At 47.6% G+C, this 23,317-nt stretch carries 20 protein-coding genes; all 20 read right to left on the reverse strand.

Features of this window, described 5'->3' with window-relative positions; genetic code table 11:
- Positions 1-83 precede the first annotated feature (83 nt).
- Positions 84-4,373, reverse strand: coding sequence for a PolC-type DNA polymerase III (locus KNQ08_RS06790; RefSeq protein WP_483299292.1), 4,290 nt, complete (start codon positions 4,371-4,373; stop codon positions 84-86).
- Between the two features lie 129 nt (positions 4,374-4,502).
- Positions 4,503-6,203 (reverse strand): proline--tRNA ligase, encoded by a 1,701-nt coding sequence (locus KNQ08_RS06795; RefSeq protein ID WP_023468686.1) that lies wholly within the window; start codon positions 6,201-6,203, stop codon positions 4,503-4,505.
- Between the two features lie 34 nt (positions 6,204-6,237).
- A complete protein-coding gene (gene rseP / locus KNQ08_RS06800; RefSeq protein WP_023468687.1) occupies positions 6,238-7,479 on the reverse strand; it encodes an RIP metalloprotease RseP in 1,242 nt (413 codons plus the stop codon).
- A gap of 14 nt (positions 7,480-7,493) precedes the next feature.
- Complete coding sequence (locus tag KNQ08_RS06805) at positions 7,494-8,648, reverse strand: 1-deoxy-D-xylulose-5-phosphate reductoisomerase (RefSeq protein WP_050677463.1); 1,155 nt, start codon at positions 8,646-8,648, stop codon at positions 7,494-7,496.
- Between the two features lie 14 nt (positions 8,649-8,662).
- The gene (locus KNQ08_RS06810; RefSeq protein WP_029342045.1) at positions 8,663-9,463 is read right to left on the reverse strand and encodes a phosphatidate cytidylyltransferase; all 801 of its coding nucleotides are present in this window, start codon (positions 9,461-9,463) and stop codon (positions 8,663-8,665) included.
- Positions 9,464-9,482: 19 nt separating this feature from the next.
- A complete protein-coding gene (locus KNQ08_RS06815; protein ID WP_029342046.1) occupies positions 9,483-10,223 on the reverse strand; it encodes an undecaprenyl pyrophosphate synthase in 741 nt (246 codons plus the stop codon).
- Between the two features lie 79 nt (positions 10,224-10,302).
- Complete coding sequence (gene frr, locus KNQ08_RS06820; protein ID WP_023468691.1) at positions 10,303-10,860, reverse strand: ribosome recycling factor; 558 nt, start codon at positions 10,858-10,860, stop codon at positions 10,303-10,305.
- A 1-nt stretch (position 10,861) separates the two neighbouring features.
- Positions 10,862-11,581 carry a UMP kinase gene (gene pyrH / locus KNQ08_RS06825; RefSeq protein ID WP_029342047.1) on the reverse strand — a complete coding sequence of 240 codons (720 nt, stop codon included), beginning with the start codon at positions 11,579-11,581 and terminating at the stop codon, positions 10,862-10,864.
- A 111-nt stretch (positions 11,582-11,692) separates the two neighbouring features.
- Entirely contained in the window at positions 11,693-12,574 is an 882-nt protein-coding gene (gene tsf / locus KNQ08_RS06830) for a translation elongation factor Ts (RefSeq protein ID WP_023468693.1), read from the reverse strand.
- A gap of 82 nt (positions 12,575-12,656) precedes the next feature.
- Positions 12,657-13,391: a 30S ribosomal protein S2 gene (rpsB, locus tag KNQ08_RS06835; protein WP_012370721.1), complete on the reverse strand. Its 735-nt coding sequence runs from the start codon at positions 13,389-13,391 to the stop codon at positions 12,657-12,659.
- Between the two features lie 129 nt (positions 13,392-13,520).
- Positions 13,521-13,949 carry a hypothetical protein gene (locus KNQ08_RS06840; protein WP_214770683.1) on the reverse strand — a complete coding sequence of 143 codons (429 nt, stop codon included), beginning with the start codon at positions 13,947-13,949 and terminating at the stop codon, positions 13,521-13,523.
- An 11-nt stretch (positions 13,950-13,960) separates the two neighbouring features.
- A complete protein-coding gene (locus KNQ08_RS06845; protein ID WP_214805149.1) occupies positions 13,961-14,734 on the reverse strand; it encodes a FliA/WhiG family RNA polymerase sigma factor in 774 nt (257 codons plus the stop codon).
- Between the two features lie 13 nt (positions 14,735-14,747).
- On the reverse strand, positions 14,748-15,230 hold the full coding sequence (locus KNQ08_RS06850) for a chemotaxis protein CheD (protein ID WP_214805150.1): 483 nt from the start codon (positions 15,228-15,230) through the stop codon (positions 14,748-14,750).
- Positions 15,223-15,831 carry a chemotaxis protein CheC gene (locus KNQ08_RS06855; RefSeq protein ID WP_214805152.1) on the reverse strand — a complete coding sequence of 203 codons (609 nt, stop codon included), beginning with the start codon at positions 15,829-15,831 and terminating at the stop codon, positions 15,223-15,225. Before KNQ08_RS06855 ends, KNQ08_RS06850 begins: the two co-directional genes overlap by 8 nt.
- Positions 15,824-16,252 (reverse strand): chemotaxis protein CheW, encoded by a 429-nt coding sequence (locus tag KNQ08_RS06860; protein WP_029342054.1) that lies wholly within the window; start codon positions 16,250-16,252, stop codon positions 15,824-15,826. The genes KNQ08_RS06855 and KNQ08_RS06860 overlap by 8 nt, the downstream gene beginning before the upstream one ends.
- A gap of 11 nt (positions 16,253-16,263) precedes the next feature.
- Positions 16,264-18,267, reverse strand: a complete 2,004-nt coding sequence (locus tag KNQ08_RS06865) for a chemotaxis protein CheA (RefSeq protein WP_214805154.1) — start codon at positions 18,265-18,267, stop codon at positions 16,264-16,266.
- A gap of 21 nt (positions 18,268-18,288) precedes the next feature.
- Positions 18,289-19,143, reverse strand: a complete 855-nt coding sequence (locus KNQ08_RS06870) for a MinD/ParA family protein (RefSeq protein WP_050677468.1) — start codon at positions 19,141-19,143, stop codon at positions 18,289-18,291.
- Positions 19,140-20,183: a flagellar biosynthesis protein FlhF gene (locus KNQ08_RS06875; RefSeq protein WP_214805156.1), complete on the reverse strand. Its 1,044-nt coding sequence runs from the start codon at positions 20,181-20,183 to the stop codon at positions 19,140-19,142. The genes KNQ08_RS06870 and KNQ08_RS06875 overlap by 4 nt, the downstream gene beginning before the upstream one ends.
- A 3-nt stretch (positions 20,184-20,186) precedes the next feature.
- On the reverse strand, positions 20,187-22,211 hold the full coding sequence (gene flhA / locus KNQ08_RS06880) for a flagellar biosynthesis protein FlhA (protein WP_214805158.1): 2,025 nt from the start codon (positions 22,209-22,211) through the stop codon (positions 20,187-20,189).
- A gap of 14 nt (positions 22,212-22,225) precedes the next feature.
- Complete coding sequence (flhB, locus tag KNQ08_RS06885; protein WP_029342059.1) at positions 22,226-23,317, reverse strand: flagellar biosynthesis protein FlhB; 1,092 nt, start codon at positions 23,315-23,317, stop codon at positions 22,226-22,228.

Here is a 23,317-nt window from a genome sequence, read left to right on the forward strand (position 1 = left end):
ACTCCTTCCAAGTCGTAGTATAAAAAACATTTCCTCACTCAATATAGCATAGGAAAGCGCTCAAAGCAAGTGTTCCTAAGGGCTTACAAGTCGAACAAGGAGAGCTGATTCTCGTCTGGTAACCCTTCGAGACAGCCTAGGTTATCGAGCGTCTCGATGATCGATTTCGACAATTTAGCGCGTTTTTGGAGGTCTTCCTTCGAGAGGAATTCGCCGCCTTTACGTGCTTCGACGATTTGCTTCGCAGCATTCGTCCCGAGACCTGTCACGGCATTAAACGGTGGTAACAACGTATCCCCATCAATGAGGAATTCCGTTGCACTTGAGCGATAGAGATCGACTTTTTGGAACGTAAAGCCGCGTTCGATCATCTCAAGCGCGATTTCAAGAACCGTGTACAATCCCTTATCCTTCGCCGTCGCTTCGAAACCTTTGTCCTTGATGTCTTGCAAGACTTTCCGAACGGCAGCAGATCCCTTATTCATCGCGCCGATATCAAAGTCACCCGCACGTACCGTAAAGTACGAAGCGTAGTAATACATCGGATGATGGACTTTATAATAGGCAATCCGGACAGCCATCAAGACGTAGGCAGCAGCATGGGCTTTCGGGAACATGTACTTGATTTTCTTACAAGAATCGATATACCAGAGTGGCACATCGTTCTCGATCATCGCCTCTTCCATGTCAATCGAGAGTCCTTTCCCTTTACGGACCGACTCCATGATTTTAAAGGCAAGTGACGGTTCAAGACCGGCGTAGATCAAGTAGACCATGATGTCATCTCGACAACCGATGACATCTTTTAGTTCACACGTTCCGTTGTAGATCAATTCGCTGGCGTTTCCAAGCCAGACATCCGTTCCGTGCGAGAGTCCTGAAATCTGAACGAGCTCTGAGAACGTCGTCGGTTTCGTCTCCTCTAACATTTGGCGAACGAACTTTGTCCCGAACTCCGGAATGCCGAGCGTCCCTGTTTTTGAATCAATCTGTTCCGGCGTTACACCGATCGATTCCGTCGAACTGAAGATTTTCATGACTTCCGGGTCATCGACCGGAATCGTCTTCGGATCTCGTCCTGACAGATCTTGTAGCATCCGGATCATTGTCGGGTCATCGTGACCGAGGATATCGAGTTTGAGTAAGTTATCGTGAATCGAGTGAAAGTCAAAGTGTGTCGTCTTCCATTCAGAACCCATATCGTCTGCCGGATACTGAATCGGACTAATATCGTAAATATCCATATAGTCCGGTACGACGATGATCCCACCCGGGTGTTGTCCGGTCGTCCGTTTGACACCGGTGACACCACTGACGAGACGATCGACTTCCGCATTCCGATACGTCAACTCATTCTCCGACTGATACCCTTTGACGTAGCCATACGCTGTCTTCTCAGCGATCGTTCCGATCGTTCCGGCACGATAGACGTAATCGTCACCGAACAGGACTTTCGTATAGGCGTGTGCTTGTGGCTGGTATTCTCCACTGAAGTTCAAATCGATATCCGGTACTTTATCCCCTTTAAATCCGAGGAACGTCTCGAAAGGAATATCATGACCATCCTTGAACAATGGGACATCACATTTCGAACAGGACTTATCCGGTAAATCGAATCCCGAACCAACGGAACCGTCATCGAAGAACTCCGATTCCTTACAATTCGGACAGACGTAATGCGGTGGCAATGGATTGACTTCCGTGATCTCGGTCATCGTCGCAACGAGACTTGATCCGACCGATCCCCGTGAACCGACCAAATAGCCGTCGTCAAGCGACTTTTTAACGAGTTTATGGGAAATCAGATAGATGACGGCGAATCCGTGACCGATGATCGACTTCAACTCTTTTTCGAGGCGGGCTTCGACGATCTCCGGTAACGTGTCGCCGTAAATCCGGTGCGCCATATCGTACGACAAGTTTCGGACTTCTTCATCTGCCCCTTCGATCTTCGGTGTATAGAGATCCTTTGGAATGATGTCGATGTTCTCGAACTGGTCCGCAACGGCTTGACTGTTCGTGATGACGAGACGTTCCGACACATCTGGTCCGAGGAACTTGAAGTCGTCCATCATTTCCTTCGTTGTCCGGAAGTGCGCCGGTGGCAATTGTTTTCGCATGTTCAGCATGTTCGCTCCACCTTGCGTCCGGATCAAAATCTCCCGGTACGTGGCGTCATGTTGATCGAGGTAATGCACGTTTCCTGTCGCGACTGGTAAGATATCATGTTCTTCCGCGACGCGGATGATCTTTTTAATCAGTTCGCGCAGTTCGAGTTCATTCTGAACGATTTCCCGTTCAATCAAATGACCATACATCGCGGGTGGCTGAATCTCGATGAAATCATAGAACTGCATCACTTTTGCTAAATCTTCGTCCGACTTGTTCAAGGCGGCATCAAACACTTCGCCATTATCGCAAGCTGATCCGATGATCAATCCATCCCGATGCGCGACGAGTTGCGAGCGTGGTGTGCGGACGACACGGTGCACGTGTTTTGTATGAGCAATCGAAATCAATTGGTACAAATTCTTCAAGCCCGTCCGGTTCTTCGCATAGACCGTCGCGTGGTATGGTCGTGCCCGCGAGATATCTTTCCCCATCTCCCGGTTGAGTGAGGCGTGTGTCTTCATGTCGAACATCTCATCCGCCATTTGCAACAACTTAACCATCAAGTAGCCTGTCGCTTCCGCGTCATAAATGGCGCGGTGATGCTGCGTCAATTCGATGTCAAATCGTTTCGCGAGTGTGTTCAATCGGTGGTTTTTTAGCGTCGGCATCAAAACACGGGCTAGCTCAAGCGTATCAATGACTGGCAAGACCGATTCATCGTGTCCACCGGATCGTAGTGTTGCATTCAAGAATCCGATATCGAATGAGGCATTATGGGCAACGAGAATCGAATCGCCGACCCAGTCCATGAATTCCTTGACGACTTGTTCCGGGTCTGGTTTTCCCCGGACCATATCATCGGTGATTCCTGTCAAATCAATCGTCGTCGCCGACAATAGATGCTTCGGATCCGCGAACGCTTCGAACTTATCGATGATATCACCGTCGTGGATCTTGACGGCTGCAAGTTCGATGATCTTGTTGTACATCGCCGATAAACCCGTCGTCTCGACGTCAAAGACAACGAATGTCGCGTCATCTAAGTTACGGTCCACGGGATGATAGGCGACTTGCACCCCGTCATCGACGACATTCGCTTCGATTCCATACAATACCTTGATATCGTTTTTCTTTCCGGCATAGTAGGCATCCGGGAAACTTTGGGCACCCGCGTGATCCGTGATTGCAACAGCAGGATGACCCCATTTCGCCGCGCGTTCGACGTATTTCGTCACGTTCATGACGGCGTCCATCTGGCTCATTTGCGAGTGCGCGTGTAACTCGACACGCTTCTCGCCTGCCCAAGGGTCAGCAGGGGCTTCCATCTTCACTTCTGACAGTTGGGCAATCATCATACAAAGATCGCGCAGGAATGTATCGAACTCAACGCGGCCTGCCGCCTGGATCCACATCCCTTTTTTGATCGCAGAGAGAATCTTGACGTCTGTCTCGTCACGCGCAAACATCTTGACGACAAGGGAGTCTGTATAATCCGTCATCTTAAACGTAAAGATTGTCTTTCCGCTTCGTAATTCACGACTTTCAGCTGAGAAAACGAGACCTCGAATCGCGATCCGTCGTTCCTCGTCTTGGATCGTCTTGATTGGGACAATCTCATCTTGAATCGGTTTCCCGATCCGGATCTCAACTGGTCCTTCATCGTCATCCCGCGACTGTTCCCGTTTGAATTGCAACTCGAGCATCCGTTTTGCTTCTTCCATGTCTTCCTGTTTCACCTGATTTCGCAACGCTTCTTGTTTCGATTCGTTGATTTGAACAATCGGTTCACAGTTGAATTTTGGGAATCCGTAAGCACTATAGAGTAACTGCAATTCCCCACATAAGCTACTTTTTAAGAATCCTGCTTCCGGTTCACTCCGGACTGGAATGAATAACTTCTGTTCTTTGAACTCCGGTAAGACACGTCCGAGTTGTGTCCGCATCGCCGATGAAACGTCGGCGAGATCTTGCACGACATATGGCCAGTAATCATGATATAGGCGTTCGTCTGGTCGACCATCCGCATGTAGAATGATTTTGACTTCGGCGAATTGCTGGTACCGACTTATCAAACGACTCGTAAAAAGTTGATAGACGTTTTGGGGCAAAACGTGTGGCAAGCGAATCTCAAATGTCCAGGTTGCTTTTGCTTTATTGACGCGAAGCTTCTCAAGAACTGCTTCGTTAAAGTATTCTTCAATGATACCATTCGGTAATTCCAAGTCACTCAGCAACAGTGACATGCGTTGTTGTGTATCCACTCGCAATTGTGCTGTCTGATCGCTTCACACCGTGACAGCAACTCCTCCTCCTCTTGCGGATTGCCCAAGGGGCGAATGGGTGTGAGACAAGAAAACAGTCACTTTATGAAAAGTGACCGTCTCCATTCTTTATTCTAAACCTTCATAGAGTGAACGAACAGCCTCAACGACTTGTTCTTGTCCAATTTCTTCTGCATCGCCACCACGACGGGCTTTTAATTCAACGATTCCTTCTGCCGCTTTTTTGCCGACGTTCAAGCGAACCGGTAGACCGATCAAATCCGCATCGGCGAATTTGACGCCTGCTCGTTCTTTTCGGTCGTCAAGCAGGACGCTGAAACCTGCAGCTGTCAACTCTCGGTATAGTGTTTCTCCGAGTTCAAGCTGTTCTGCATTTTTACCATTGACGACAATCAAATGGACATCATATGGTGCGATCGCTTTCGGCCAAATGATCCCGCGCTCATCGTAATGCTGTTCGACGACTGCCGACAATGTCCGCGAGACACCGATGCCGTAACATCCCATGATGAGTGGTTGTGCTTTACCGCCTTCATCGAGGAACGTCGCTCCCATTCCTTCAGAGTAACGTGTTCCGAGTTTGAAAACTTGACCGACTTCGATACCACGTGCGAATTTAACGTTTCCGTTGCCGTCTGGTGACGCGTCACCTTCTTCGACGAAACGCAAGTCCGTATAGTCTGCTTCGAAATCACGGCTTGGGTCGACATGGATGTAATGTGTTTCCGCTTTGTTTGCACCACAGACTGCGTTCGTCAAGGCACGTACCGCGTAATCGGCGACAATCTTCATGTCTGCTCCGATCGGTCCGAGTGTTCCAGGCGTTGAGTGAAGCGCTGCTTCAATCTCTTCGTCGCTCGCCATCGTGATGTCGAGTGCTCCCAGATAGTTTTTCAACTTGATATCGTTGACTTCGTGATCGCCCCGGACGAGTGCCATGACAAGCCCTTGCTCCGTCTTGAAGATGACGGTCTTGATTGATTCGTTTGCTGGTAAATTCAGATGTGCACTGACCGCTTCGATCGTCTTCGCATCTGCCGTATGCACTTCTTCAAGTGCTTCTGGTGCTTTGTCTTGCTTCGGATAGGCATCAATCGACTCTGCCATCTCTAAGTTCGCTGCATAATCCGATTGGTCCGAGTAGACGATCGTGTCTTCACCGATTGCTGCTAACGCATGGAACTCATGTGTTCCACTACCACCGATTGCACCCGAGTCAGCGACGACTGGACGGAACTCAAGACCCACACGTGAGAAAATCCGCGAATACGTATCAAACATGTTTTGATACTCTTCGTCTAAGCTCTCTTGTGACGAATGGAACGAGTATGCATCTTTCATGATGAACTCACGACCGCGTAATAAACCGAAACGTGGGCGACGTTCGTCACGGTATTTCATTTGAATCTGGAAGAGATTGACCGGTAACTTTTTGTACGAGTTCAATTCATCACGAACGATTGAAGTGATCAGTTCCTCGTGCGTCGCTCCGAGCGCGAACCGGCGATCATGACGATCCGTCAAGCGCATTAATTCAGGTCCATAGATATCCCAGCGTCCTGTTTCTTCCCATAGTTCAGCTGGTTGAATTGCTGGCATCAGTAATTCTTGCGCACCCGCTGCCTCTAATTCCTCGCGAATGATCGTCTCGATGTTTGCGAGAACCCGTTTTGCGAGTGGAAGATACGAATAGATCCCAGCGGCATTTTGACGCATGAATCCTGCACGAAGCAAGAGTTGGTGACTGATGGCTTCTGCATCAGATGGTACTTCACGCAACGTTGGCATGAATAGTTTTGATTGTTTCATAATGAGTCACGAACTCCTTTGACTGAGTGATTAATTAAAAGAATTTTTGAATGTCGTTCCAAGTAACGACGAGCATGAGTAACATCAAAAGCGCAAAACCGACGAAGTGAACCAATCCTTCTTTTTGAGGATCGACCGGTTTACCGCGTAAGGCTTCAAGGAAGAGGAACAGCAAGCGTCCTCCGTCAAGTGCTGGAAGTGGCAATAAGTTGAAGACTGCTAAGTTCACGGACAACAATGCAGTCCATGTCAAGAGCATCGAGAACCCACTATCTGCGACCTGATCGGTCATCTTGACGATCCCGACTGGTCCTGATAATTGATCGACGCCAACAACACCGGTCACGAGATCTCCAACAGCTCCGACGATGAGCGTCGACATCCGCCATGTTTCTGAAACGCCCGTTTGTAGTGCTGTTCCGAATGATTTTTCTGTCTCATTCGTAACACCGATGATGCCGACCTTCTGTTCTCCTTGCTGTTGCACTTTTGGCGTGATCTCAGTTGTCGTCTCTTTTCCATCACGCTCATATTTTACTTCTGTCGCTTTCCCAGCACGATCTTGGAATCCAGCACGTAAATCTGTCCATTTTGCTGTATCCTGTCCGTTGACCGAGATAATCCGGTCACCTTCAACAAGTCCTGCTTGATCGGCAGGTGAACCTTTTTGTACTGTTCCGATGACGCTTTCCCCTGTCGGAGAACCATTATATAAGGCAAGACCGAATAAAATGACGAACGCAAGGACAAAGTTCATGAACGGTCCTGCAGCAATCGCAAGGACGCGTTTCCATACGGATTTCGAACCAAATGTGCGGTCATATGGCGCAATTTGTGTCCGTGTCTGACCTTCGACAAGAAATGCTGTCGGTGAGACAGGATAGCGAACCGATGTCTCGTCTTGTAACCCAACGAGTTCGAGTTGACGCAACAAGTCAATCCGCTCGACAGTAACGACTTGATCGACTTGTGGCTGATCCGCATCGAAATAAATCGTCTCGATGACGCCGTCCTTTAACTGTAATCCAACGGTTTGACCTGATTTGATCTCTACGAGTTCAGGTTCTTCACCCGCCATCTTGACGTAACCACCAATCGGCAACAGGCGTACCGTATACAACGTCTCATTCTTAAACACTGAAAAGATCTTCGGTCCAAATCCAATCGCGAATTCCCGACAGAGAATACCTGCCCGCTTCGCCATTACGAGATGACCCCATTCATGGACGGCGACGAGTACACCGAACATCAGCACGATTGAAATAAAGGTCGTCATTACTTATCCCATCCTTAGTTAGCGAATGTAAGAGACGATACGAACTCACGCGCCCATCGATCAGCTTCAAGGATTTGATCCAAAGAAGGCTCCTCGATAAGCTCATGAGCTTGAAGCGCCGCCTCGACGCTCGCTTCGATTTCTAAAAAGCGAATGTCCCCTTTTAAGAAACGGTCCACCGCTTGTTCGTTCGCAGCATTGAGTACTGATGGCATCGATCCGCCGGCTTGACCCGCTTCAAAAGCAAGTCGTAACAACGGATAACGCTCAAATGATGCATCAGCAAAGTGTAAGCGTCCGATTTCCTTTAAGTTTAACCGTTCTCCCCCTTGGATTTCAAGGCGGGACGGATATGTAAGAGCGTACTGAATCGGTTCTCGCATGTCGGGCATACCAAGCTGAGCCATGACGGCCCCATCGTTGAATTCGACCATCGAGTGGATGATGGATTCACGGTGAATGACGACATCGATATCCGCATAGTCGACATCAAATAACCAGTGCGCTTCAATGACTTCGAACCCTTTGTTCATCATCGTCGCGGAATCAATCGTGATTTTTGCTCCCATCGACCAGTTCGGATGCGCTAGTGCTTGTTCGACCGTCACGTCTGCCAGTTCTTCACGTGATTGATCACGGAAGCTCCCACCTGACGCCGTCAAGATGATTTGACGGACATCTTCTCGCCGCTCACCGTTCAAGCATTGGAAAATCGCCGCATGCTCACTATCGACTGGTAAAATCGTCACGTTTTTTTCGCGCGCGAGCTTCATGACAAGGTGCCCTGCCGTGACGAGTGTTTCTTTGTTCGCAAGACCAATCGTCTTACCCGCCTCGATCGCGGCAAGCGTCGGACGTAAGCCGACAGCTCCTACGACCGCTGTAATGACTGTATCGACTTCAGGATGCGTCACGACATCAAGCAATCCTTCTTCACCGATGACGATCGTCGGCTGATAACTCAACTGCTGCTCGAGTTCTTGACGTGTTGTCTCATCTTGAACTCCGACAAGCATCGGTTGCAAACGATTCAACCACGGTACGGCGACCGTCGTGTTGCGACCAAATGCAAAACTCGTCAATTCAAAAAGGTCTGGATTAGCCGCAATGACATCAAGCGTCTGCGTACCAATCGATCCCGTTCCACCGATGATACTGATTTTCTTCATAATGAAGTGCCTCCTCAAGCAAAGATATCGAGTACGACGAGGACCGTAAAGACGATCATCATGCTGTCGAACCGATCCAGAATACCACCATGGCCCGGTAGTAACGTTCCAGAATCCTTCACACCATAATGGCGTTTGTAAGCGGACTGGACCAAGTCACCAAGTTGCCCAACGACGGCAACGATGATGGCAAGGACAATGACTTTCCCAAAACCGACTGTCGGTTCGATACTTTCAAACACGACACCGAGTAAGATGGCAAGTAGCACGCCACCGACTGCCCCTTCAATCGTCTTGTTCGGGCTGATTGACGGCCACAGTTTATTCTTACCAAATCGTTTCCCGACGAAGTACGCCCCTGAATCCGTAAACCAGATTAAGAGAATGATCAAGAGCGACCACGTTAATCCATGTTCGAGTAAGCGGATGTAGGCGAACGATGCAAAACCGACACCGACATAAACCGCAGTCAGCAGTAAAAAGGCGACATCATCGAACGTAAAGACATTTTTCGAAAACACATTCCAAAAGAGACCGATCAATAAAATGATCATTGCCCAAGCGATTGGTGAAAGTCCGATTGGGAGTGTCCGATCGACTGCCTCTTCATAGATACCGACGAATGGTAATAATGTGCCGATCCCGAATAAAATCCGTGGAATGCGCGAACCGCTCCATTGTCGCATCCGGACGAGCTCGGTATAACCGAGAATCGTTAGTATTGCCATAAACGCTAAAAAGGGAAGTCCACCGATGTACAAAAGCGCCAAAAAGATGGCGCCTGCCCATATCCCTGTGATAATCCGAGTTTTCATAAGCTAGTTCCTCATTTAATCAGACGCCGCCAAATCGGCGTGTCCGTTGATTGTAATCTTCAATTGCTGCCAAGAAAGCATCCCGACGGAACTCTGGCCACAAGACATCTGTAAAATAAAACTCTGCGTACGCCGCTTGCCAAAGTAAGAAGTTCGATAACCGTTGTTCGCCACTCGTTCGAATCACGAAATCGACATCGGTTACGGATCCTGTCATTAGCTCGCGCTCGATCGTCTCCGGTGTAATCGCGTCCGGTGACAATGTTCCTGCCTGAACCTGTGCGCCCAGTTTTTGCATGACTTGCACGAGCTCATCGCGTCCTCCATAATTCAGAGCGAAAATCAGACGAAGTCCTGTATTGTGTTGCGTATCCAGTTTCGCTTGTTCCACTGCCTCACGTGTGAAATGAGGGAGGCGTGACACTTCTCCTGCTACCTCGACTTTGACATTTTGCGCGTCTAACTCTTTTAAATCCGACTCTAAAAATTGTGCCGGCAGCTTCATGAGAAAGCTCACTTCTTCTTCCGGACGCGTCCAATTCTCCGTCGAGAAGGCGTATAATGTCAGACTCTTAACGCCGAGTTCATTTGCAACCCGAACAACTTCACGAATCGATTTCATGCCTTCGCGATGTCCCATGATACGCGGAAGTCCGCGTTTTTGTGCCCATCTACCGTTTCCGTCCATGATGATAGCGACGTGTTCAGGTACTCGATCATAGGTTTCGGTTTCTTTCGTCTGATTCAACCATTGAAACATCCGCACTTCCTCCTCTCTCAATTATGAAGAAAGGGACTCTTCGTGTGACAAAGAGTCCCCCCCATGACGATCCGTCGCGTCATACTTCCATGATTTCTTGTTCTTTTTCCGTTGCTGTCTGATCAAGTTGTTTAACGAACTTGTCTGTCAACGTCTGAACATCTTCTGTGTATCCACGCAAATCATCTTCTGTCAATGCACCATCTTTTTCTTGTTTCTTTAACTGCTCGTTCGTATCACGACGAATGTTACGGAGGGCAACCTTACCTTCTTCCGTATACTTCTTGACGAGTTTGACGAGTTCCTTCCGGCGCTCTTCCGTTAGTGGTGGAATCGCAAGACGGATGACCGTACCATCAGATGATGGCGCAAGACCAAGATCAGCACGTTGAATCGCTTTTTCAATCTCGCTGACCATTGATTTATCCCATGGAGTGATCAAGATCAGACGTGCTTCTGGTGTGTTGACGTTCGCTACTTGATTGAGCGGTGTCGGTGAACCGTAGTATTCGACTTGAACAGGATCTAAAATCGCAACGTTCGCACGACCTGCGCGGAGTGTCGCAAGTTCTTTCTTAAGTGAAAGATGTGCTTTTTCCATCCGTTCTTCGGCTTGTTTTAAAATTTCTTTTGACATATTATTTCCCCCTTACGATTGTCCCGATTTCGTCACCGATGACGACACGTTTGATGTTACCTTCTTCCATCAACGAGAAGACGATGAGCGGGATGTCATTGTCCATACAAAGTGAAGTTGCTGTAGAATCCATGACTTGAAGTCCATCCTTTAAGACATCCAAGTAAGAGAGCGTTTCGAACTTCTTCGCTTCTGGATCAACATTCGGGTCAGCTGAGTAGACACCATCAACGTTGTTTTTCGCCATCAAGATGACCTCTGCTTCAATTTCAGCTGCACGAAGAGCAGCTGTCGTATCTGTCGAGAAGTACGGATTCCCTGTACCTGCTGCAAAGATGACGACGCGTCCTTTTTCAAGGTGACGCATCGCACGACGGCGAATGTACGGTTCTGCTACTTGGCGCATCTCGATTGATGTTTGAACACGTGTTTCAACACCTACATCTTCTAAGCTGTCTTGAAGCGCAAGCGAGTTCATGACTGTCGCTAGCATCCCCATATAATCGGCGTTGGCCCGGTCCATCCCAAGTTCTGCACCTGTTTTGCCACGCCAAATGTTTCCAGCTCCGACGACGACCGCTACTTCAACGTTCAATTCAACTAATTCGCGAATCTGTTCCGAGATAGATTTGACGATGACAGGATTGATCCCAAACCCTTGATCTCCTGCGAGCGCTTCTCCGCTCAATTTTAACACAATCCGGTTATATTTCGGTTGCATGACTATGTCCCCCTTGCTAAATTCCGTAAAAAAGGAACACGAACCACTTCCACACGAAAGTGGATTGAAGCATACGTGTTCCTTCTCTTGTCATCAGGATGATCCCGATTCTTATTTTTTAAGTTGGTTCATAACTTCTTCAGCGAAGTTCTCTTCGCGTTTTTCCATACCTTCTCCAACTTCGAAGCGTACGAATGACACGACTTTACCGCCTTTAGATTCTACATATTTACCAACTTTGAAGTCTGGATCTTTGACGAACGTTTGATCGACGAGGCAGATTTCCTCGAAGAACTTGTTCATACGACCAACGATCATTTTTTCAACGATGTTAGCTGGTTTTCCTTCGTTCAACGCTTGCTCAGTGAGGACTTTTTCTTCACGCGCTTTTTCTTCTTCTGTGACAGAAGTACGGTCAACGTAAAGTGGACGTGCTGCTGCGATGTGCATTGCAACGTCTTTTGCAACTGTTTCGTCTGTCGTACCTTCGATAACGACGACTGAACCGATGCGTCCACCCATGTGGAGGTAAGAACCGAAGACTGCGTCATCTGCTTTTGTGAAGAGTGCTACGCGACGGAGTGAGATTTTCTCTCCGATTGTTGAAGCTTCTTCTGAGATGTATGTGTCGATTGTTTTACCTGCTTCGTATTCAGAAGCAAGAGCTGCTTCTGCTGTCTCAGAACCGTTACGGAGAACAGCGTCTGCGATATTTTGAACGAGTGTTTGGAAACGTTCGTTTTTCGCAACGAAGTCTGTTTCTGAGTTGATTTCGACGAGTGCCGCTTTGTTACCGTCAACTGCAACTGCAGTCAACCCTTCAGCAGCGATACGATCGCCTTTTGCTGCTGCTTTAGCGATCCCTTTTTCACGCAAGAAATCTACTGCTGCGTTCATGTCACCGTCAGTTTCAACGAGTGCTTTTTTGCAGTCGAGCATACCTGCACCTGTTTTTTCACGAAGTTCTTTAACCATTGCTGCTGTAATAGCCATTCGATATTCCTCCTTATAACATCCTTAGTTTCAAAAAAAAGGTGATAAAAGGTCGATTCCCTTTATCACCTGGCATCACGAATTACTCAGCGTCTGCTACTACTTCTTCAGTAGTTTCAGGTGCTACGTTATCTTCGCCTTGTTTAACTTCGAGGATTGCGTCAGCCATTTTACCAGTGAGCAATTTGACTGCACGGATCGCATCGTCGTTCGCTGGGATGACGTAGTCGATTTCGTCTGGATCACAGTTAGTATCAACAATCGCAACGATTGGGATGTTGAGTTTGTGTGCTTCTGCAATCGCGATACGCTCTTTGCGTGGGTCAACGATGAAGAGTGCATCCGGAACGCCTGGCATATCTTTGATACCGCCGAGGAATTTCTCAAGACGAGTCATTTCTTTTTTAAGAATGATGACTTCTTTTTTAGGAAGAACTTCGAATGTACCGTTCTCTTCCATTTTTTCGAGTTGTTTCAAACGGTTGATACGTTTTTTGATTGTAGAGAAGTTCGTGAGAGTTCCACCCAACCAACGTTCGTTGATGAAGTATTGACCTGCACGGATCGCTTCTTCTTTCACAGTGTCTTGAGCTTGTTTTTTCGTACCAACGAAAAGAACGTTTCCGCCTTCAGACGCTACTTCACGGATGAAGTTGTATGCTTCGTCTACTTTTTTGACCGTTTTTTGAAGGTCGATGATGTAGATTCCGTTCCGTTCTGTGAAGATGTATTTTGCCATTTTTGGGTTCCAACGGCGTGTTTGGTGACCAAAGTGTACACCAGCTTCTAACAATTGTTTCATCGAGATTACTGCCATGATGAATTCCTCCTTTTGGGTTTTGGATGTCCTCCGCGATGATCGTCTGTCCAGCTAACCTATTAAAGGCACCGCAGCTGGCGATACATGCGTGCGTAATTAACACCGTAGACTAATATAGCATAAAGATTACCGAGGGGCAACCTTCGTTTGATGAGAAAGTTTAGCAATCAAAGCAACCTCGCCCGTCCCCCGATTCAAAGACCGTGCAAGCGTCTCAAGATCCGCTCCTTCTCGTAGCGCCTGCTTGACATCCGTTAACGGTGGTTCTTGTGAAATGGATTGTTCAATTTCGACGGTTTCCGATTTCTCGTAAGTAGCCGCCTCCACCATATGTGGAGACGCATCCGGTACTTGATCAACCTGTTCGTTCGCTACATTTACGGATGTCTCCGTCATGGCGTTGACGTTCTCCATGAAATGTAATAAAACTTGTTCCGTCTCATTCTTTTCACGTTCCAACCGTGTAATTCGGTCTTTGAGCGCTGCCTGCTGGCGAAATAACACCAGCAGCGCATAACAAACTAAAGCAGCTAATAAAATATAAACGACAGTCATAATTCTTCCTTTCACATGGCGACACGATCTGCTAAGTAGGCACTTCCGAGCGCATTCTTCAACTTACGAAGCGCTTTTGAATGGATTTGTGAAATACGGGAAGTCGAGAGCCCGAGGACTTCACCAATTTCAGTAAGCGTCAATTCTTCATAATAGAACAATGAGACGACAAGTTGTTCTTTTTCGGATAACCCTTCGACTTCCTCTGCCAGTTTAGCAATCAACTCCCGCATTAATAACATATCTTCGGGTGTAGCAGTATCTGGATCTAAGTAGGAGACGGTCATCGCCTTTCCCTCATCCTGTAGCGTAACTGCTTCATCGATCGATAATACATTCGCAAAATAACTTTCTGCTAAAGCACCCTTGACCTCGTCCGGTGTCATGTCGACGATGGAAGAGACTTCGTCTATTGTCGGCGTCCGTTGCAACGATTGTTCGAGGATCTCAACGGCTGCCTCGACCCGTTTTGCTTTCTCCCGTAAGGAACGTGGTAACCAATCGATTTTACGAAGCCCATCTAAAATAGCTCCTCGAATCCGAAAGGCGGCATACGTGTCGAATTTATTATTATGATTTTGATCGAATTTTTGAAGCGCATCGTACAATCCCATCATCCCTAAACTTTTTAACTCGTCTCGATCGACACTTTTAGGCAACGTCGCACTTAAACGCTGAACATGGTATTGAACAAGTGGTTCATAATTGTGAAGTAACAGGTCTGCCACCGCAATATCGCGTGTGGTCAGCCATCGATCCCAAAGTTGTTGTAATTCCTCACGCATGACCATTCCTCCTCTAGATTTCCAGCGTCCCGACATTCACCGTCCGGATGACGAGACGCCCTGATTGTGAGTGGAACTCGATCGTTCGTCCATTCGTGCCGCCAACATCTTCGGCAACGAGTGGAATTTTGACTTGTTGAAGCATTGCTTTGACCGCAGCGATGTTTCGCTCACCAATCCGCATTGATTCATGTTCATACTTAAATTGAAACATCTGAGCCCCTCCCGCAATCTTCGCACGTAATCGGATGGCTCCACTTGCTCGTAATTCGCGGGCTACCTCTAAAATTGCCGTATCCGCGAACTTTCCGACTTCAAGCTCCCGATTCCGACTGATCGCTGAATCAGGCAACATGACATGCGCCATACTCGATAACCCTCGTTCCTGGTCATAGATGACGACGCCTACACACGATCCAAGACCCGCCGTCCGTAAAACGACGGGGCGTTTACTGATGGCGTACTCCGCAATCCCAATCCGTACGATTTCATCCATTCAAGTCCACACCCAATCGTTCGAAGACCGTCTGAAAGGCGTTCGCTTCAGGCAACAAAAGTAAATGTCCGGTCAAATCGTTTCCTGCACTAGACAAGTGCGTGTCGATATAGACAGCCATATTGCCTGGAGTGGTAGATTCAAGTAAGGCTACTTCAAGTAACGCACCAACCATATCAAACGCTGATGCAGGAACACTGACATGTAACGATAAATCAAGCCAATCGGAGATAGCCCGAGCATATGCTCCTATTAAAATATTCCCAATTTCTTCCCAAGCAGAAACCCCCATTTCGTGGGAATCGGAAAAAAAGTGGAATTCCGTCTGCATCAATTGGCTCACGAGCTTCTCTGCATCACGAAGTGGCATCAAAAAAAGTAAAGTTGCTTGAATATCGCCAGAAAAACGTAACAATGCACCAGCGGTATATGTTTCCGCCCCTCCACTTCGCTCGATGATCGTCATGAAATCCTCAAGTTCAGCGGAAGGTACCTCGATCTCAATCGGTTGTCCAAGTAAGGTCGAAAGTGCTGTCGCTGCGTGACCAGCTCCAATGTTGCCGACTTCCCGTAAAATGTCCCGTTCGTTTGGATTAAGCATGAACGATATCCTCAAATAAGCGATTCGGTTCAATCAACGAAAACAATTGCTGATCGCCTTTTGCGACTGCAGTCAAATACGAGGCATCCTCCTGCTTTTGTTCACTGAGTGGTTCAATCCGAACATCCGTTGATTCGACGACTTCGTTTGCCCGGTCGACGATGAATCCAGCGTCCCCATGTTCCAAAGTGGCGATGATGATGCGTGTTTCTTCCGTCTCTTCCATTAATTCGAATCCAAGACGGGCACGCAGGTCAATCACGGGGGTGACGACACCTCGCAAATTGATGACTCCTTTGACATAGGATGCAGCGTTCGGAATCCGTGTGATCGGGATGAGCCGTTCGATTGAACGAACAGACTGTACATCAATACCGTATGCATTATCTTCTAATTGAAAAACAACCCATTTTTGTTCCATCTTCGTTCCCCTCACTTCCGTAATAGTGCATTGCTGTCAATGATCAATGCGACTTGTCCGTCTCCAAGAATCGTCGCGCCAGAAATGGCACGGATGCCTTCTAGATAACTACCGAGTGGCTTCATGACGATCTCCTGTTGACCGATCAATTCGGATACGATCAACCCTGCTAATTTTTCGCCACTCCGGACGACGACGACCGAATAGGCTTCTGCCTCATGTTGTGGCAATCCGTAAACTTCATTCAGCGAAATAAGTGGAACCAATTGTCCACGGAAATCAAATACTTTTTCCCGGTGCGCTTGCAGGATTGCCGATTTACGTAAAGATGTCGTCTCGATGATGGCAGTCAGTGGAATTGCATACGTTTCTTGTCCGAGCTCAACGAGCATGGCTGAGATGATCGAAAGCGTCAATGGTAAACTGATACGGAAAATCGTTCCTTCTCCGCGGCGTGTCTCAACGAACACTTCCCCACCTAGTGATTCGATCTTCGATTTGACGACATCGAGACCAACACCACGACCAGACAAGTCCGTGACTTCTTCTGCCGTCGAGAAACCAGGTGCGAATAACAGCATCGAAGCCTCTTCGATCGTTAATTGCATCGCTTCTTCTTCCGTGATCAATCCTTTTTCAATCGCAATCCGTGTGACACGTTCGTGATTGATACCTGCTCCATCATCTTCAATCTCGATGAAGACTCGGTTTCCTGAATGATAGGCACGAAGCGAAAGATTTCCTTCGACCGGTTTATTCGCTAAAATCCGTTCCGCTTTGTTTTCAATTCCATGATCGATCGCATTACGGATCAAGTGAACAAGTGGATCACCAATCTCATCGATGACTGTGCGATCAAGTTCCGTCTCAGCACCCGTAATGTGTAGTTTGATATGTTTTCCGACATCCTTCGAAACGGAACGCACCATTCGTGGGAAGCGGTTGAATACCTGTTCGATCGGCATCATTCGTAACGTTAAAACGAGTGATTGTAATTCGTTCGTGCCCCGTTTGATCCGTTCGACCGTATCTGTCAATTCCGGTGAGCTGACTTCTGCTGCAATACGCTCCAAACGTCCGCGGTCGATGATGAACTCTTCGAACAGATTCATCAAACGATCAATCCGCTCGAGATTGACACGAATCGTTTTCGAAGCGACAGGCACAGATAGATCTGTCTGTTCTGGTGATTCCGGTGAAGCTGTTGGTGCAGGTACTGATGTCGCAACCGGCATTTCCTGTGGAAGGGTAGATGTCGCCACCTCTGCTTCTGGTGTTGCTTCGAACACGTCCATCGTTACTGTTGCGACTTCAGAAACCGAGGCAACCGCCTCTTGAATGACCGATTGCTCTTGTTGCGTCACGAATAAAACAGAGAATGACGTCTCAAAATGTTCTTGCTCCAGTTCATCAGATGTCGGATTCGACAAAATGACATCTCCGAGCTGTTGTAAACGATCAAAGACCATGTAGACACGTGCCGCTTTTAAGATGACGTCTGCTGAAAGTTCGACTTGGACGATATAGGCTTGATAACCGGACGCAATCGATTGTTTGACGACCGCTTCCGAATAGACATCACATTCGAATGTTGATGGTGCAGTTGATGGCGTAACCGAAATAATCTCTTCTTGTTCGGGACGAATGAACTGCTGTAATCGTCTCACTGTTTCCGTGACGTCAAGTTTCCCTTTTCCACCGCGACTGATGTCTTCTACCATCGTTTCCAGTTGCTCAGCAGCAACGAATAGGACATCGATCAACTCAGCTGTAGCGGGTTGTTTCTTTGATCTGACTAAATCAAGGGCGCTCTCCATCTCATGCGTCAAATCAGCGATCGCATCATATCCCATCGTTCCTGCCATCCCTTTTAGCGTATGGGCAGAACGGAAAATTTGATCGATGACCGCTTCATCGTCTAATCGTTCTTCAAAAACCAATAAGCTTGTGTTAATAGCTTGTAAATGCTCCATCGACTCATCGAGGAACAACCCCACATATTCATTTAAGTCCATGACTAATACCCTCCTTTAATCTTAACGGACATGATCTTTTCGTTTTTTCAGACGATGTAACAATCGATCTAAAAACTTCCGTTCTTTGACTTGTACACCTGTTAGAGACGTCGTGATATGGTCGAGTCGCCAACTGACGTCACTCGTTCGATCCATTAAGTAAAATGGCATCTGTGCCTTGACTGCTTTGACGACTGTCGGATCTTCCGGCAAAAAACCGGTAAAGCGCAGTGGCTTTTGTAAAAATTGTTGGCTGACGAGCGCTAGTCGATCAAACGTTTCAAGTGCTTCTCCACCATTCGTCGCCCGATTGACGACGACGGAAATCGGGAGATCCGTCGCATGATGATGTGCCAGTTTGACGAACGCATAACCGTCCATGATTGAAGTCGGCTCTGGCGTGACAATCAACCAGGCTTCGTCTGCACTACTAATAAAATCGAACGTCTGATGATTGGCGCCAGCTCCTAAATCGAGCAACACAAAATCATACTCATAGAAAAATTGGAATTCCCGCAGTAGGAACACGACATCCTCCTTCGTCAGATTCGTCAGTTCCGCAAATCCACTCCCGCCATGAATGAAATGAAGGGATGGAGACTGTTCAACGATTGCGTGCTGGAGTGATTCTCGTCGTTTGACGCATTCCATCAAGGATGACTTCGATGATTTACCGAATAGAATACCGATGTTCGCCATCCCGATATCAAGATCAATCAAGAGTACTCGTTTTTCTTGTAACGATAGTGCCACGCCAAGATTCACCGCGACATTCGTTTTTCCGACGCCACCTTTTCCACTCACGATGGCAATCGTCTTCGTTTCCTTGACGGTCACTTTTGATCGTAAGACACGTGCTTGATCTTCTCGCATCATCTCATCCCTCTCTCGACGATCATTCGGGATAAATCATCCGCCGTAGCGAACGTGATGTCTTCTGGCACTTCTTGCCCCGTGGTCACGCAATAGATTGGTAACTCCGTCTCTGTCATAAGTCCAAACATCGACCACAGTTCACTTGTTTCATCTGCTTTCGAAAAAACGATCCCTGATAAGGGAATCTTACTGAAACGATCGTGGATCTGTAATAAATCTCGATATTTCGATGTCAAACTAAGAACTAAAAATACATCCGTATCCTCAAAGTCATGACGACTTCGTAATTGCTCTACATATGCTTCGTCAAGGAAATTCCGTCCCGCTGTATCGACAAGTACGATGTCGCATGACGTTAGCGCCTGCTTCGCTCGTTCGAAATCTTCCAAGTCGTATGCAACATGAATCGGAATACCTAATATATCGGCATATGTTTTCAGTTGCTCAATCGCCGAGATTCGGTATGTATCGGTTGTGATGAGACCGACTCGTTGATTTTTGATGAGCGTATGATGCGCAGCCAGTTTAGCGATGGTTGTCGTCTTTCCGACGCCAGTTGGTCCCGTTAACATGACATAACGTGCAGTCGACGGCGTCACACGCAATTCCGACTTCACTTCTTCCGTCAAGAGATCGGTTAATTCCGTTTGCTGCGTTTGATAGTACGCAGTTAGAAATCGCTCATGCAATCGCTCGGACACCTGTTGTAACGCTGGTTCTGCCAACAGCGGCGCATAATGTCGCAATTCTTTTGGCAATGGTCGTTCGCCGACCGTAACGATCGTCGGACGCACGGGGATCGGTTGGATGGTTTCCACAATGTCCTTCCGACTGGTTGCTTGCTTCGAGACGATCGGTTCGTTCGACACATGTTCATCCACCGATGCAACCAGTTCCACTTTTTTCTTCGCAAATAAGCCAAAGAATCCGCCCACTTTGATATGGCGAGTATTTAATATGATGGCATCGTTACCGAGTTCGCGTTTGATGCGTTCCATGGCTTCGCTAACGGAATCCGCCGTGACTTTTTTGACTATCATCGCTTAAATCACCCCAATACTCTTAACTTCAATCGTCGGCATTAATTCGTTATAAGACAAAATCGGAATATCTGGAAAATACCGTTCTGTCAATTGACGGACGAACATCCGGATACTCGGAGAAGTCAGGATGATTGGATGTGCGCCATATCGTTCAAATTCCATTGCTCGTTCTTGCAACGTCTCAATGAAACGTGTCGCCTTTTCCGGATCAAGCGCTAAATAATTTCCGAACTCCGTCTTTTGGATGGCCGACTGGATATCCAGTTCCATCTCACTCGAGACCGTCACGACATGCAAGACATCTCCTTGCATGACCTGTTCCGTAATTTGACGCGATAAGGATTGACGGACATATTCAGCAAGTAGTTCGCTGTCTTTCGTCACCGCCGCATAGTCCGCGAGTGTTTCGAAAATCAATGGTAGGTTTCGAATCGAGACTTTTTCTTTTAATAATTGAACGAATACTTTTTGAAGTTCACCAATCGATAACAGTTGTGGTGTTACTTCCTCGACCAAAATCGGATGCGATTCCTTCAAATGATCAACCAACTGTTTCGTCTCTTCTCGTCCGAGTAATTCAGCGGCATGTTTCTTCAAGAGCTCCGTTAAATGTGTCGCGACGACGGAAGGTGGATCAACGACCGTATAGCCTGACATCTCTGCTCGGCTCCGTGTCTGTTCGTCAATCCAAAGTGCCGGCATACCGAAAGCCGGTTCAACCGTCTCGATGCCTCGAATTTCTGGATCATCGACACCCGGGCTCATCGCTAAATAATGATCCAGTAATAGCTCACCACTTGCCATCTCACTTCCACGAATCTTGATTCGATACTGGTTCGGTGATAGCTGCAGGTGATCACGAATCCGAACGGTCGGTAGAACGAATCCAAGTTCGAGTGCTAGCTGCCGACGAATCATGACGACACGATCGAGTAAATCGCCACCTTGCGCTTCATCAGCGAGTGGAATCAAACCGTAACCGAATTCAAATTCAATCGTATCGACATTCAGTAAGGAAATGACCGATTCACTCGAACGCAAGTTTTCGCTCGGCGCTTCCTCAACAGCGACCTCTTCTTGCATCGTCTTCGTCGTCTGCTTCATTCGCCAAGCGAAGAAGCCAAATAACGCTGCAATCGGCATCGTGACGTAATCGGGAATCGCTGTGAATAGTCCGAGTAAGAAGATTGCTCCAGCCGCGATTCCGACAAGTAATGGCGTCCGTGTCAATTGACCGATGACATCCTCACCAAGGTTTCCGTCGGATGTCGAGCGCGTGACGATGATCCCGGTCGCAACCGAAATCAAAAGTGCTGGAATCTGACTGACGAGACCGTCCCCGACTGTCAGTAACGTATATAGTTCGACTGAATCCGCTATCGGTAAGCCTTGTTGGACGACACCGATGATCATCCCGAAGATCAAGTTGATGATGACGATAATAATGCCTGCGATCGCATCTCCTTTAACGAACTTCGAGGCCCCGTCCATCGCCCCATAAAAGTCTGCTTCCGATTGGATTTTTTGACGACGAGTCCGGGCTTGTAATTCGTCAATCATACCGGAGTTCAGGTCGGCGTCGATTGCCATCTGTTTTCCGGGCATCGCGTCAAGCGTAAAACGTGCCGACACTTCCGAGACTCGTTCCGAACCTTTCGTGATGACGAGAAACTGGATCAAGACGAGAATCAAGAAGACGACGAAACCGACGAGCGGCTTACCGCCGACGACAAAGCTACCGAAAGCCTCGATAACTTCGCCACCATTTCCGTTTGATAGGATCGCCCGTGTCGTCGAGACGTTAAGTGCCAGACGAAATAGAGTCACGATCAATAACAACGTCGGAAATACAGAAAACTCAAGTGCCTCTTTGGCATTCATCGCAACGAGTAATACCATCAAAGCAATTAAGATATTGATGATGATTAAAAAATCGAGCATGATAGCGGGCAGTGGAATGACGAGCATGAAGACGATCATGATGACGCCTAGCAGAACCGTTAAATCTCGTGTTGATATACTCATGATGCTTCATCCTTTCATTTTGCTTGTTTCAGTTGATAGACAAAGGCGAGTGTTTCAGCGAGCGCCTGATAGAACGTTTCATCCACTGCCATACCAATCTCTGTTTGAGCGAACAACGCCCGCGCCAGCGGACGATTTTCAACAATCGGGACATCAGCTGCTGTCGCCTTCTCCCGAATCCGGAACGCGACAGCATCTACGCCTTTTGCAACGACGATCGGTGCCATGTGTTTTCCGTCATCGTATTGGATCGCTACCGCATAATGGGTCGGGTTCGTGATGACGACGTCGGCATTCGGTATTTCTTGCATCATCCGCCGCATCGCCATCTCCCGTTGTTGTTGTTTAATCTTTCCTTTGATTTGAGGGTCACCTTCCGTGTTCTTATGCTCATCCTTTAAATCCTGTTTACTCATTCGAATCGACTTTTCAAAATCAAATTTTTGATAAGCGAAGTCCAGAATGGCTAACGCGATCAAGGCGATACTGACCGACAAACCGAGCAAAAATGTTAAATGACCAATGATAGCTAACGCATCGCCGATTGGTTCCGAGGTCAGCCTCGAAATCTCGACCTTGTTATTCCAAAGAACAGTGCCACTCGTGACACCGATGACTAACAGTTTAAAAACGGATTTCAAAAACTCGACGAGTGCTTTAACGCTAACGATCCGTTTGACGCCTTGAAGCGGATTGATCCGGTCCAGCTTCGGCTGAATCGCCTCACCACTTAAGAGCACACCAATCTGAACGAAGTTTCCAAGGATCCCGATGACGACCGCTGTTAAAAAGAAGGGGGCGACTAAAATCCCCATTTGTATCAGCATCTCGACTAAAATCTGTTCAATTCGTCCCTCTTCGACGGCTTGCAGAACTTGACTTGCACTGAGACCATCTTGTAGGACGAGTACGAATCGCCGTCCTAGAAATGGACCGAAAAAATAGAGAACAAGAAACATCGCGAATAACATAAAACTGCTTGTTAAATCTGCTGATTTTGCGACCTGTCCCTTTTTACGCGAGTCATCCCGCTTTCGAGGTGTCGCTTTTTCCGTCTTCTCACCAGCGAAGTACTGAAGATCAAGGCGTAATCGATATGAATGCAT

Origin of the sequence: Exiguobacterium sp. s46 (assembly GCF_018618875.1) — a bacterium.
In the GTDB taxonomy this organism is placed as follows: domain Bacteria; phylum Bacillota; class Bacilli; order Exiguobacteriales; family Exiguobacteriaceae; genus Exiguobacterium_A; species Exiguobacterium_A abrahamii.